The organism is Streptomyces sp. NBC_00249 (assembly GCF_026342355.1).
In the GTDB taxonomy this organism is placed as follows: domain Bacteria; phylum Actinomycetota; class Actinomycetes; order Streptomycetales; family Streptomycetaceae; genus Streptomyces.
The window spans coordinates 477735-490273 of the sequence record NZ_JAPEMV010000003.1; the positions used below are offsets into that span (position 1 = coordinate 477735).

The following is a 12539-nucleotide window of genomic DNA, read 5'->3' on the forward strand; positions in this document are numbered from 1 at the left end:
CGGGGAGGAAGGATGGTTGCCATGGGGGGGAGGGAGGGCTCAGCCCTTGACGGCGCCCTGCATGATGCCGCCGACGATCTGCCGGCCCAGGAGTCCGAAGACCAGCAGGACGGGCAGGGTCCCGAGCAGGGTGCCCGCCATGATCACGGACTGGTCGTGGACGTAGCCGCCGCCGAGCTGGCGCAGCGCGACCTGGACGGTCGGCTCCTGCGAGGAGAGGGCGACGACGGGCCAGAAGAAGTCGTTCCAGGAGGTCATGAAGGTGAGCAGGCCCAGCACGGCCATGCCGGGGCGCGCGATGGGGAGCACGACCGACCGGAAGATCCGGGCGGTGGAGGCGCCGTCGACGCGGGCCGCCTCGATCAGCTCGTCGGGCAGGGACTGCACCAGGATCTGCCGCATGAAGAACACGCCGAAGGCCGACACGAGCCCGGGCAGCACCACGGACTGGAGCTGGTTGACCCACTGGAGCCGGGCGATGAGCATGAACAGCGGGATCACCGCGAGCTGCGGCGGGATCATCATGGTCGCGACGGTCAGGCTCAGCAGCATGCCGCGGCCGCGGAAGCGCAGTTTGGCGAAGGCGAACCCGGCGAGCGTCGAGCACAGCACGGTTCCGACCGTGACGGAGCCGGAGACGATCAGGGAGTTGAGCAGGGCCCTGCCGATGTCGGCCTCCACCAGGACCTGTCGCAGGTTGTGCCCCAGGTTCGGTCCGGGCAGCAGGGAGGGCGGGGTCCGGGCGAGGTCCGCGTTGGAGCGGGAGGCGGCGACGATCGTCCAGTAGAACGGGAACGCCGAGACGAGGACCGCGATGCCCAGGACCGCGTGGGCGATCCGTCCGCCGTGCCGGCCCCGCCCGGCCCGGCTCCGCGGCGGCCTGCCCGGCCCGCGCCCGGACCGGCCGCGGCGTCCCTCCGGGGCGGCGGGAGGCCCGGCGGGCGGTGCGGCGAGTGCGGTCATCGGCCCGTCTCCTTCCGTGAACGGCGTCGCGCGGCCAGGGCGTTGGCTCCGACCAGCAGCAGGATCAGCAGGAACATCACCCAGGCCACGGCGGCCGCCCGGCCCAGGTGGAAGAAGCCCCACCCCTGTTCGTAGAGGTAGAGGCCGAGCGTCTGGTACTGGTGCGAGATGCCGCCCGAGACCGAGCCCTCGAAGAGCAGCGGCTCACCGAAGAGCTGGGTGGCCCCGATCGTCGAGACGACGGTGGTGAAGACGATCGTGGGACGCAGCCCGGGCAGCGTCACGTGGACGAACTGCCGCCACCGGGAGGCCCCGTCGAGCTCCGCGGCCTCGTACAGCTCCTCGGGGATGGTCTGCATCCCCGCCAGGTAGATCAGCGCGTTGTAGCCCGTCCAGCGCCACACGACGATCGAGGAGACGGCCAGCTGCGAGGCCAGTGTGCCGCTCTGCCAGTCCACCGGGCCGACGCCCGCCAGCGAGAGCAGCTGGTTGACGAGCCCGAAGTCCCGGCCGAAGAGCTGGGCGAAGACCAGGGTGGCGGCGGCGACGGAGGTGGCGTAGGGCAGCAGCATCGCGGTACGGAAGAAGGTGCGGGCCCGCAGCTTGTGGTTGAGGAGGTGCGCCAGCCCCAGGGCCATCGCGAGCTGCGGGACGGTGGACAGCACGCCGATGGTGAAGGTGTTGCGCAGCGCGAGCCAGAAGTAGGTGTCGGAGAGCAGCGCCGTGTAGTTGCCGAACCCCCGCCACCGCATCTCGCCGGGTGTCTGGAGCTCGACGCGGTAGAGGGAGACGAAGGCGGTGTAGAGCAGCGGGAAGAGGCCGAAGGCCGCGAAGAGCGTGAAGAACGGGGCGACGTACGCGTACGGGGACAGCGCGCTCCAGGAGCGGCGGCGGGCCGCCGCCGGCCGGGGCACGGGTGTGGACGGGGGCGGCGGCCCGGGTGCGGGCGGGCTGGCGGTGAGGGTCATGGGCGCGGCCCTTCGGAGGAGGCGGCGGACGGGCGTGCGTGCGTACGGTGGCGGGGGGAGGGGCCGTCAGCCGGTGGCGTTGCGGACGCCCTTGCGCGCGTTCTCCCAGGCCTTGTCCGGTGCGGTGCCCTTGCGCTCGACCTCGCTCAGCGCGTTGACGATCTGGTCCGCCACGCTCTTGTCGCCGACACCGAGCACCTGCACGGGGGAGGCCTTGGCGGCCTCGCCGAAGATCCGGCCGATGGGCGCGTCGGAGAAGTACGGGTCCTTGACGTCGGCGACCTTCGCGATCGCCCCGGTGGAGGACGGGAAGGAGCCCTGCGCCTCGAAGAGCCGGGCCTGCTGCTCGGGAGCGGTGAGCCACTTGACGAGCTCGTACGCCTCCTTCTTGTGCTTGGCGGCGCGCGGGACCGCCAGGTAGGAGCCGCCCCAGTTCCCCGCGCCGCCCGGCAGCCGGGCGACGTCCCACTTGCCCTTGCCGGCCTCGCCCGCCTGGCCCTTGATGTAGCCGAGCATCCAGGCCGGGCACGGCATCGTCGCGAAGGACCCGGCGGCGAAGGCCTGGTTCCAGGGCGGCGACCACTGGTCGAGCCCGGCGCTCAGCCCGTCCCCGGCGGCCCGTACGGAGGTGTCCCAGGCGCGCTTCACGGCCGGGTTCGACTCGTAGACCAGCGCGCCGGAGGAGTCGTAGTAGCGCTCCTTCTCCTGGCCGACCATGACCTGGTAGAGGCTGCCGACGCTGTCGATCCAGGCGCTCTTCTCCGGGGCGTTCTTCTTGTACTGGCGGCCCAGCTCGAGGTAGCCGTCCCAGCCCGGCCACTTCGCGGCCAGCTCCTCGCGGTCGGTGGGCAGCCCGGCCTTCTCGAAGAGGTCGCGGCGGTAGCACATCGCCTCGGGGCCGACGTCGGTGCCCAGGCCCAGCACCTTCCCGTCCCCGGTGACCGCAGCCGACCACTTGGCCTCGGCGAAGGAGTCCTTGAGGGACTGCGCCCCGTACGCCCGCAGGTCCTCGAACCTGTCCGCCTGCTGCCGGGTGACCGAGGCGATCCGGCCGACCTCGATGCCCTGCACGTCGGCGAGACCGCCGCCGCCCGCGAGCCGGGTCTGCAGCGACTTCCAGTAGTCCTGCTCGTCCTCGGTGTCGGTCTGCTTGACCTTCACTCCCGGGTGGAGCTTCTCGTACTCGGCGTAGAGCCCGGCCTCCTCGTAGCCGAACGAACCGAACAGGTCGACGGTCAGCGTGACCCCGCCCCCCGGACCCGCGGCGTCGGAAGGGCCCTGCGGGGAACCTGATCCGCAGGCGGCCAGCAGCGCTCCCGCGAGGGCGACCGCACCCAGGCGGACGGCGGCGCTCCTGGCGCTGGCGGTGGCGGCTCGGGCTGTGGGCCGGGCTGTGGGCATGGGTGACCTCTCCTCGACGTGGGGCGGGGTACGGCCTGAGGAACGAGAGCTTGAGAGCGCTCTCAAAGGCTGCGTCAGGAGCGTGCCCCCGGCCGGAAGGTCCCGTCAAGACCTGAACGCGTAACGGCTGCGCACAGCGCGCCGGTTGATGACCGGAAACCGGTGGTGTGCACGCGCCGGGCGGGACCCTCCCCGGCGGGATCAGGCCGAAGCCCTGCGCACCAGCCTGGTCGGCGTGATCAGCGAGGACGGGGTCACCGCACCCGCCCGGTCCCGGTCCAGCGCCCGGAGCAGCAGCCGGGCCATCAGCCGGCCCATGCCCTCGATGTCCTGGTGCACCGTGGTCAGCGGCGGATCCGTCGACTCGGCCACCGACCGCATGTCGTCGAAGCCCACCAGCGCCACGTCCTCGGGCACCCGGCGCCCGCGCTCGCGCAGGACGCGCAGCGCCCCCACCGCCATCAGGTCACTGGCGGCGAACACGGCGTCGAGGTCCGGGCGCCGGTCCAGCAGCTCCGCCATCGCCCGCGCCCCGCCCTCCTCCGTGAAGTCCCCGTCGGCCACCATCAGCGGATCCGTGTCCACCAGCGCGTCCCGGTAGCCGTCGAGCCGGTCCGTCGCCGACGTCATGTCACCGGGGCCCGCGATGTGCGCGATCCGCCGGCGGCCCAGACCGATCAGGTGCCGTACGGCCTCACGCGCGCCGCCGCGATTGTCGGCGTCCACGTACGCCACCGCGCCCGGCCCGCCCGGACCGGGCGTCCAGCCGGGACGCCCGCCGTACACCGTCGGCAGGCCGATCCGGCCCGCGATCGAGGGCAGCGGGTCGTCGGTGTGCAGGGAGAAGGCGAGGGCGCCGTCGACGTGGCCGCCGGCCAGGTACCGCGCGATCCGGTCGTAGTCCTCGGGCCCCTCCACCAGCAGCAGCACCAACTGGGTGTCGTTGGCGGTCAGTTCCTTGCTGATGCCGCGGATCTGGACGGAGAAGAAGGGGTCGGAGAAGATCCGCGGCTCCGGCTCGGCGATGATCACGGCGACGGCCCCGGTGCGCCGGGTGACGAGCGTACGGGCCGCCGGGTTGGGCACGTAGCCCAGCTCCTCCACCGCCTCGCGCACCTTCTCCACGACCGGTCTGCGGACCCCCGCGCCGCCGTTGACCACCCGCGAGACCGTCGCCCGGGACACCCCGGCGCGCGCGGCGACGGCTTCCAGTGTGGGGCGCTGTCCTGTGGGCTGCTGCGGCACGGCGGACCTCCTCGTCGGTCGCAGTCGGCTGCGGGCGGCTGCGTCGGACCCAGCGTATCCGCTGCCTCCGAGCCCTGAGAGCGCTCCCGGCAACCCGACGGGCCGACCCCGGACGGAACCCGTCGCGGCCCCGCACCGGCCGCAAGGCCACCCGGCCGCGCGGACGTTCAGGTGCGGCGGCCACCCCGCCGCCGGGCCTTCGCCGCGTGCGACGGGGCGTCCGAGTCGGACAGGGCCGCCGTCAGCGCGGCGTGGTCGGAGACCGTCAGGTCGGCGTAGCGCAGGGCGAACCGGCCGACGGCCTCGTCGAAGACGTCCCCGGCCCCCAGGTAGCCGGCGATGGCGAACCGGTCGCCCGTACGGGCGTGGGCGCGGGCCAGGGTCCGGCCGCACAGCCGCGCGTAGCCCTCCAGCATCAGCGGGTCCATGGTGGCCACGTCCGCCGTGCCCTTCATGTCGCGCAGCTGACGCCAGTAGAAGTGCCGCCCCCGGGCCCGGTGGCCCAGCCGAGGAAGATGTCGCCCGCCGCCTGCAGCAGCCGCTGCCCGGCCACCACCCGGTGCCCGGCGTGGCGGTGCCGGGAGGCGCCCGCATGGGCCTCAAGGACCGACGGGCCGGCCTCCTTGACCTGGAGGAACAGCGGATCGCCCGGGTCCCGGCCGGTCAGCAGCACCACGTAGCAGCGGGTCCCGACGCTGCCGACCCCCACCACCTTCCGCGCCACGTCCACCACCTGGAAGCGGTCCAGCAGCAGACGCCGTTCCTCCGGGAGCGTGGACCGGTAGTCCGCGAACACCCGCCGCACCGTCTCGGAGTCCGCCTCCCCGGCCGGGTCCAGCAGCGGCGGATCGCTGCGGATCCGCAGCGATCCGTCCACCAGCTCGGTCAGCTTCTCCAGCGCCTGGAGACTGGTCCGCCGCCGGGCCCGCTCCAGCGCCGACGCCACCCGCTCCCGGTCCCGCCGCCGCACCAGCGGCAGCACCTCCGCGCTGTCCACCCGCTCGTACCAGACGGCCAGTTCACCGAGCCCGGCCAGCCGGCGCATGTTCCGCCGGTACGCGGCCGCGGCTGCCGCCGCCGACCTGCGGGCGGCCTTGTCGCCGTGCCCGTTCTCCCGCGCGGCGACGGCCACGCTCGCCGCCAGCCGTTTGACGTCCCATTCGAAGGGGCCGGGCTGCGTCTCGTCGAAGTCGTTCAGATCGAACAGCAGGGCCCGCTCCGGCGAGGCGAACAGACCGAAGTTCAGCAGGTGAGCGTCCCCGCACAGCTGCACCAGCAGCCCGGTGTGCGGCATCGCCCCGAGGTCGCCCGCCATCACGGCGGCCGCTCCCCGCAGGAAGGGGAAGGCGCCCGCCGCCATCCGCTCGTACCGGATGGGCAGCAGCTCCTGCACCCGGTCGGCGCCCTGCGCGGCCAGTACCGCCACCGGATCCGGGCGGCCCTCCAGCCGGGGCGTCGCGGCGTGCTCCGAGCGCGGCAGCCGCTTGCGCCGCGCCCGACCGCGCCGGGCCCGCTCGTCGGGGGAGGCGGGCAGGGACATCCTCCAGTCATACCATCGCACCCACACGCCCGCCCCCGGACGCCCGCCGCCCCCCGATCATTCGACGACGAGGTCCGCCCGGGCGCGGCCCGGCGCGATCAGGGCGGCGTTCGCCTCGTCGGAGCGCGAGACCCACGAGGCGGCCTGCGCGGGCTCCTTCCCGTGCCGGACGTGCCGGTCGATCAGCCGGCGGACGCGCAGCGAGTCGTCGGGGGCGAGGAACCAGACCTCGTCGAGCAGCGGCCTGACCCCGGCCCAGGCGCCGTCCTCGTGCAGCAGGTAGTTCCCCTCGGTGATGACGAGGGGCACCCCGGGCGCGACGGCGATGCTGCCGGCGACCGGTTCCTCCAGCTCCCGGTCGAAAGCGGGCGCGTACACGGCGCCGGCGCCGGTCTCCGGGGCCCGCAGCCGGCGCAGCAGGGCGACGTACCCGGCCGCGTCGAAGGTGTCCGGGGCGCCCTTGCGGTCGGCGCGGCCGAGCCGGACCAGTTCCCGCTGCGCCAGGTGGAAGCCGTCCATGGGTACGACGGCCACCAGGCCCGGACCGAGGGCCGCGGCCAGGCGCCCGGAGAGGGTGGACTTTCCCGCGCCCGGCGCCCCCGCGATGCCCAGGATCCGCCGCCGGCCCGACGCGGCCAGCGCACGGGCGCGGAGCTCCAGCGCGGCGAGGTCCCCCGGCCCCGCCATCAGGACTGCCCGTGGAAGCGGAGCTGGAGGGCGCGCACCTCGCCGGTCAGCGCGGCGACCGGGCCGACGACGGGCAGCCCGGGGACGATCTCCCCGACGGGCAGCGTACGGACCGGGGGCGCGGCAACCCCCAGCCCGGCCAGCCAGCCGCCGAGCTGCGCGGAGGAGGCGGCGTACACGAGCCCCACCCAGCCGTGGGCGGCGGCGCACATCGGGCAGTGCTCGTTGGAGGTGTAGACGGTGGCGGCCGCGCGTTCGTCCGGGGACAGGTGGGCGGCGGCCCAGCGGGCCAGCTCGAACTCCGGGTGCCGGGTGCGGTCGCCGCCCGCCACCCGGTTGCGGTCCTCGGCGAGCACCGTCCCGTCGGCGTGCACCAGGACGGAACCGAACGGCTCGTCGCCCGCCGCCAGGGCCTCGGCCGCCAGCTCCAGACACCGCCGCAGGTGCCGCAGCCCGGCTTCGTCCACCTCGGCGCCGGCGGCGTCCGGGTCTGCCGCCCGGTGGCGGGATTCCTGCTGGTCGGCCATGGCGGCATCCTCCGGCTCGGCTCGTCGGGCGGTCCCGATCCTATGCGCCGCCCGCAGCCCCGGACCGGCTTCCGCTCCACCGCCCCGGGACATCGGCGGAGTGCCGGGGCGCGGTGGGTGGCGGATCCTGATGTCATGCGTGCCCACGGTGCCGGCGGTGCCAAAGGCGACGCCGACGCCGCCCGCGCCGGTGGCGCCGCCCGCGCCGGTGGCGCCGCCCGCGTCGGTGGCGCCGCCCGCGCCGGAGATGCCGAGGGACCCGCGCCCGTCGGCCGGCTGCGGCTGCCCGTGGCCTACGCGGGGGCGGCGCGCCGTTCGCTGCGGGTCACGTTGGCGGCGGGGGCCGGGTTCTACCTGTTCCTCTACGGCTTCGGGCAGACCGTCGGCGCCACGTACGCCCTGTTCACCGCCGTGTCCCTGGCGGGCCTGTCCCGCATCCCCGGCACCGGGCGGCAGCGGGCCGCCGTCCTGGTGCGGCTGGCACCGGCGGCCTGGGCGCTGGTGGCCGTCGGCACCTTCCTGGCGGTACGGACCTGGAGCGCGGTGGCCGGAATGCTGGTCATCGGCTTCGCGCTGGCATTCGTCGCCGTCGGCGGACCCCGCCCGGCGGGCGCCGCACCGGGACTCCAGCTGCTGTACATCCTGCCCTCCTTCCCGCCCTACGCCCCGGACACCCTGGGCGAGCGGCTGACGGGCACCACCGTCGGCCTCGTGCTGCTGGTCCTCGCCGAAGCCTTCCTCTTCCCCGACCCGCCGACCGTGCCGTACCGGGAACTCGCCGCCCGCGCCGCGCTCGTCGCCGAACGCTGCACCGCGGAGCTGGCCCGTGCGCCGTACGGGCTGACCCCGGCGACGGCGGACGCGGCCCGGACGGCGGGCGAGTCCCTGCGGCCCTCCCAAGTGCCGGAGGCCGAGCGTCCGGCCGGGCCCGGGGTCCGCGACCGCGGCCTCGCCCACACCGGGCTCGCGGCCCGCACCCTGCTCAACCGGCTGGCCCGGCTGCCCGCCCTGCCGCCGGCCCGGGCCCCCCGCGAGGCGGGCCCGGACCTGCTGCGCGCCGTAGGGCGGTCGGCCGCCGACAGCGCCGCCCTCCTGCGCGGGGAGCCGGGCGAGGGTGCGGAGGACGCCACGCCCGCCCGGGAGCGGGCCCGGCTCGCCGCCGCCCCGACGCGGGGCGCGAGCCCGCAGGAGCTGCGCCGCCGCGCGGCCCTGCTGGAACTGGCCGACGCGGCGCTGGCCCTGGCGACCGCGGCCGGGCTGGCGGTGCGGGGCCGGGCGGCCGCGTCGTCCGGACTGCCGTACGGGCGGTTCTGGTACGCGCGGATGCGGGCGCCGCAGCTGTGGTGGCACCGGCTCGGCGGGCACGTGGGCAGCAGGTCGGTCTTCTTCCAGAACGCGGTACGGATCAGCCTGGCGCTGGCGGCCGCCCGGGCCGTCGCCGGACTGGACACCCTGCCGCACGGCTTCTGGGCGATGCTGGCGACGCTGACGCTGACCCGCACCACCCTGGGCGCGACCCGCACCGGCATCCGCCAGGCCCTCGCAGGCACCCTGATCGGCGCCCTGTGCACGGCGGGCCTCCTCGCGCTGTTCGCCGGCGACACCACCGTGTACGCGGCCGTGCTGCCGCTGCTGCTGCTGATCACCTTCACGGTGGGGCCGGTGAAGGGCGTCGGCTGGGCCCAGGCGATGTTCGCCGTCACCGTCGCCCTGGTCTTCGCCCAGCTGGCGCCCGCCACCTGGAGGCTCGCCGAGGTCCGGATGCTGGACGTCCTGGTCGGCAGCGTCATCGGCGCGGTGTTCGGGCTGCTGGCCTGGCCGCGCGGGGCGCGGGACGAGGTACGCCGCTCCGGCGCCGTCCTGCTGCGCTGCTCCGCCGAGGCGGTGGTCACCACGGCGTCCGCGGTCGCCGCAGGCGGGGTGCGGGGCGCGGGCGCGCTGCCCGGGTACGGAACGCTGCGGCACGCGCTGGTCATGGCGGAGTCGGCGTTCGCGCAGTTCCAGAGCGAGCCCGCGGAGCCGGGGGAGGAGCCGCCGGCGGTCGACTGGCAGGCGGTGCTGCTGGCCGGGCACCACACCCTGTGGGGCGCGGAACGGGTCCTGGTGCCGCCCGCGCCGCCGCCGGGCCTGCCGCGTCCGGTCGCCGCCGCCCCGCCGGCGCCCGCCGCGGCCGCCGGGATCGCCCGGCTCGGGGACCGGGTAGCGGGGCGGATGCTGCTGCTGTCCTCCGCCCTCGACCCGCTCGGGGACACCCCCGGGAGCCCGGTGGCGCCGCCCGCGGCGTACGCGGAGCCCGGACCGGCCGGGGCGCCGGGCGGCGCCTACGCCGCGGACGCCTGGCTGCGGTCCCTGCTGCTGGACCTGGAACGCATCCCCGGCGGCCCCGGCCCGGGCTCCGACCGGGCCACCCGCCTGTGGTGAGCCCGCACGGGATGCCTTAGCAGACCGGCGGCCATGCCGTCAGCTCAAGGCCGGATACCGCCGTGCCCGGACCGGGGCGGTGGGACGATGGCTCGCGGGGTCGACGTCACCAGGGGGTGCCATGAACGTGGACGTGCGCAAAAGGCTCGCCGAACTCGGACTGCGGCTGCCGGCGGTCAGCCCGCCCAAAGGCGCGTACGTACCCGCCGTGCGCAGCGGGCCGTTCGTGTTCGTGGCGGGCCAAGTCCCCCTGACTGATGGCGAGTTGACCGAGACCGGCCGGGTCGGCGCGGAGGTGTCCGCCCTGCGGGCCAGGGAGCTGAGCCGGCAGTGCGCGCTGGCGGCCTTGGCGGCCGTGGACTCGGTGGCCGCGCTGGAGTCGGTGGTGCGCGTGGTGAAGGTGGTCGGGTACGTCTCCTCCGCGCCCGGGTTCACCCGGCAGGCCGGGGTGGTGGACGGGGCGAGCGAGCTGTTCGTCGACCTGTTCGGCGAGGCCGGCCGGCACGCGCGCAGCGCCGTCGGGGTGGGCATCCTGCCGCTCGACTCGCCCGTGGAGATCGAGATCGTCGTGCAGGTCTCCGGGCCGGAGGGCCCGGTCAGCTGATGCTGATCGGGACGGCCGTGCCGGTGACTTCGATGCCGGCGGCCGGATCCGCCGGTACGCCCACCGTGATGAGGCTCGGGCGTCCCATGTCGGCGCCCTGGTGGATCGTCAGGACGGCGGGCGTCTCGACGAGCCGCAGGTCGCGCAGGTAGCCGCCGAGCGCCGCCGACGCCGCGCCGGTCGCCGGGTCCTCGAAGACACCCCCGGGCGGGAAGGGGTTGCGGGTGTGGAAGACGGTCGGTGACTCGCGCCGGACCAGTGTGACGGTGGTCCAGTCCCGCCGCGCCATCAGTTCACCGAGGGCGGCCGTGTCGTAGTCGAGGTCTGCGAGCCGTTCGCGGCTCGCGGCCGCGATCACCGGGTGCCAGGCCCCCGCGTACGCGACGCGCGGCGGCAGCTCCGGGTCCAGATCGTCGGCGGACCAGCGCAGCGCGGCCAGGAGGGCGGCCAGATCGACCTCTTCCAGGGCCACGGTACGGGGTTCGACGCTCACCAGGGTCGCGGTGACCGCTCCGTCCGGGCCGGCGGACGTGCTCACCGGGACCCGGCCCGCCTGCGTGTGCAGCAGCAGATCGCCCACGCCGTGACGCTGGGCGTGGGCGACGGCCGTGGCGATGGTCGCGTGCCCGCAGAACGGCACCTCGGTCTGCGGGCTGAAGTAGCGGATGTCGAGCGCGCCGTCCTGGCGGGGGAAGACGAAGGCGGTTTCCGAGTAGCCGACGTCCGCCGCGGTGGCGGCCATCGTCGCCTCGTCGATGCCGGTGGCGTCCAGCACCACTCCCGCCGGGTTCCCGCCCAGCGGGTCGGTGCTGAAGGCCACGTAACGCAACAGGTCCATCACCCGAACGTAGCGGGATTCCTGGCGGACCGTCAAAATCTGGCTGTGGTCGCCGAGTTGACGCCGAAAAAAAGGGAACGTGCAGTTCGGCGGGATGGAGTCAGGCCCAGGTGAGCAGCTGACCGGACGTACCGATCCCCACCGCGAACCCCAGTGCGATTCTGCGGTCCCCGTGGCTGGGGCGGACCGCGTGGAAGTTGCGGGGGTCGATGAGCAGGGCCTCGCCGACCTCCGGGGCCAGCTCGATGGACTCGGCGCCCCGCACCACCGACTCGTCGTACCCGTACGAGGCGTTGGGCAGCCGGTACGCCTCGTCCCCGGGCTGCCAGCGGTGGCGCCAGAGCACCGTCTCGCCGCCCGAGGGCGGCACGCTGAGGTACAGGTTGAAGGCGAACTGGCCGATCAGCGGGGTGTCGAGGAGGTCCTCCTCGTACTCGCGCAGGGCGTCGTCGAAATGGACCCGGAACCCCTGGTTGGGCTCCCGGGCCACCCCGTCGCCCATCTCCCGGCCGCCCCGGCGGCCGACCTCCACCCCCTGCGGCCAGTGCGTGGCGAGCCCCTCCCGGCAGGTGCGGAAGGGGTCGAAGGACAGTCCCAGACTCTGCCAGGCCTCGTGATGCCCTTCCAGGGCCTTCCAGTAGCTGTCGGCGACCCCGCCGTCCGCCATGTGGTCGCTGACACCCACGCCGAACCGCATCACCGGCGGATGGATGCGGGTCGTGCCGTACGAGTCGAACGCCCTTTCCTTCAGGGCGCCGAGCACCTCCTCGCACCAGGCGCGGGGCAGGAAGCCCGGCACCCGGACCGCCGCGTACCGTCCGGCGGCGAGGCCGGCGAGGAGGTCGTGGGTGAAGGCCGGCGCGGTGGCGGCCCGGAAGTAGGGATCGTGCGGCGCCTGCGGTAACGCGCCGTGCGTGGATTGCGCTGAGGTCATGCGGTCGCCCCCCGGTCGTCGAGAACAGAGAACCGAACAGAGTGCAGAGAACAGCGGCTGTACGTCCGTGCGTCGATCCGTGCGTGGTTACCTCGTCATGTCCGTGCGTTCACGCGGGATGCGCCGCACTGGTGACGCGGAACGCGGTCTTGGCGTCGAGTTCGAGTGCCTGGCGGCCGGCATCCAGCGCTTCCAGTGCGATGCGTCTGCCGACCTCCGCCTGAAGCTCTTCCAACTCGCTCCCCGGGGCACCCCATGGCTGGGACTGGTCGTCGTTCGTATCGGCGGGGAGAGCGTTCATCGGCGGACCTCCGTGCATGTTCGTTCGGTGTGGGGTGCGTCACACAGGGTGAGGCACCGTCAGGCTACGCGCAAGCCCGCCACCGACGGTGGAGTTCCGCGCAACTGGCC

At 74.7% G+C, this 12539-nt stretch carries 11 protein-coding genes and 1 pseudogene; 2 read left to right on the plus strand and 10 right to left on the minus strand.

Features of this window, described 5'->3' with window-relative positions; translation table 11 throughout:
* Positions 1 to 39: 39 nt before the first annotated feature.
* From OOK31_RS16365 to OOK31_RS16395, 7 genes and pseudogenes are all read right to left on the minus strand, one after another.
* Positions 40 to 963, minus strand: coding sequence for a carbohydrate ABC transporter permease (locus OOK31_RS16365; protein ID WP_267087954.1), 924 nt, complete (start codon positions 961 to 963; stop codon positions 40 to 42).
* Positions 960 to 1931 carry a carbohydrate ABC transporter permease gene (locus OOK31_RS16370; protein WP_267087955.1) on the minus strand — a complete coding sequence of 324 codons (972 nt, stop codon included), beginning with the start codon at positions 1929 to 1931 and terminating at the stop codon, positions 960 to 962. The genes OOK31_RS16365 and OOK31_RS16370 overlap by 4 nt, the downstream gene beginning before the upstream one ends.
* Before the next feature lie 66 nt (positions 1932 to 1997).
* On the minus strand, positions 1998 to 3332 hold the full coding sequence (locus OOK31_RS16375) for an ABC transporter substrate-binding protein (protein WP_267087956.1): 1335 nt from the start codon (positions 3330 to 3332) through the stop codon (positions 1998 to 2000).
* A 201-nt stretch (positions 3333 to 3533) separates the two neighbouring features.
* Positions 3534 to 4577, minus strand: a complete 1044-nt coding sequence (locus OOK31_RS16380; RefSeq protein WP_267087957.1) for a LacI family DNA-binding transcriptional regulator — start codon at positions 4575 to 4577, stop codon at positions 3534 to 3536.
* A 167-nt stretch (positions 4578 to 4744) separates the two neighbouring features.
* Positions 4745 to 6117 (minus strand): annotated as a pseudogene (locus tag OOK31_RS16385) (DUF2252 domain-containing protein).
* Between the two features lie 57 nt (positions 6118 to 6174).
* Positions 6175 to 6804, minus strand: a complete 630-nt coding sequence (locus tag OOK31_RS16390) for a nucleoside/nucleotide kinase family protein (protein WP_267087958.1) — start codon at positions 6802 to 6804, stop codon at positions 6175 to 6177.
* A complete protein-coding gene (locus OOK31_RS16395; protein WP_267087959.1) occupies positions 6804 to 7331 on the minus strand; it encodes a nucleoside deaminase in 528 nt (175 codons plus the stop codon). Before OOK31_RS16395 ends, OOK31_RS16390 begins: the two co-directional genes overlap by 1 nt.
* Positions 7332 to 7466: 135 nt before the next feature.
* On the opposite strand from OOK31_RS16395, the gene OOK31_RS16400 reads away from it, so the two are divergent.
* Both OOK31_RS16400 and OOK31_RS16405 read left to right on the plus strand, forming a co-directional pair.
* Entirely contained in the window at positions 7467 to 9752 is a 2286-nt protein-coding gene (locus tag OOK31_RS16400; RefSeq protein ID WP_267087960.1) for an FUSC family protein, read from the plus strand.
* A gap of 121 nt (positions 9753 to 9873) precedes the next feature.
* Positions 9874 to 10356, plus strand: coding sequence for a RidA family protein (locus OOK31_RS16405; RefSeq protein WP_267087961.1), 483 nt, complete (start codon positions 9874 to 9876; stop codon positions 10354 to 10356).
* On the opposite strand, the gene OOK31_RS16410 is transcribed toward OOK31_RS16405, so the two are convergent.
* The 3 genes from OOK31_RS16410 to OOK31_RS16420 form a co-directional block, all read right to left on the minus strand.
* Positions 10349 to 11194, minus strand: coding sequence for a PhzF family phenazine biosynthesis protein (locus OOK31_RS16410; RefSeq protein WP_267087962.1), 846 nt, complete (start codon positions 11192 to 11194; stop codon positions 10349 to 10351). The genes OOK31_RS16405 and OOK31_RS16410 overlap by 8 nt on opposite strands.
* 100 nt (positions 11195 to 11294) lie before the next feature.
* Positions 11295 to 12128 carry a proline hydroxylase gene (locus tag OOK31_RS16415; protein WP_267087963.1) on the minus strand — a complete coding sequence of 278 codons (834 nt, stop codon included), beginning with the start codon at positions 12126 to 12128 and terminating at the stop codon, positions 11295 to 11297.
* A 109-nt stretch (positions 12129 to 12237) separates the two neighbouring features.
* Positions 12238 to 12429, minus strand: coding sequence for a hypothetical protein (locus OOK31_RS16420; protein WP_267087964.1), 192 nt, complete (start codon positions 12427 to 12429; stop codon positions 12238 to 12240).
* Positions 12430 to 12539: the final 110 nt, after the last annotated feature.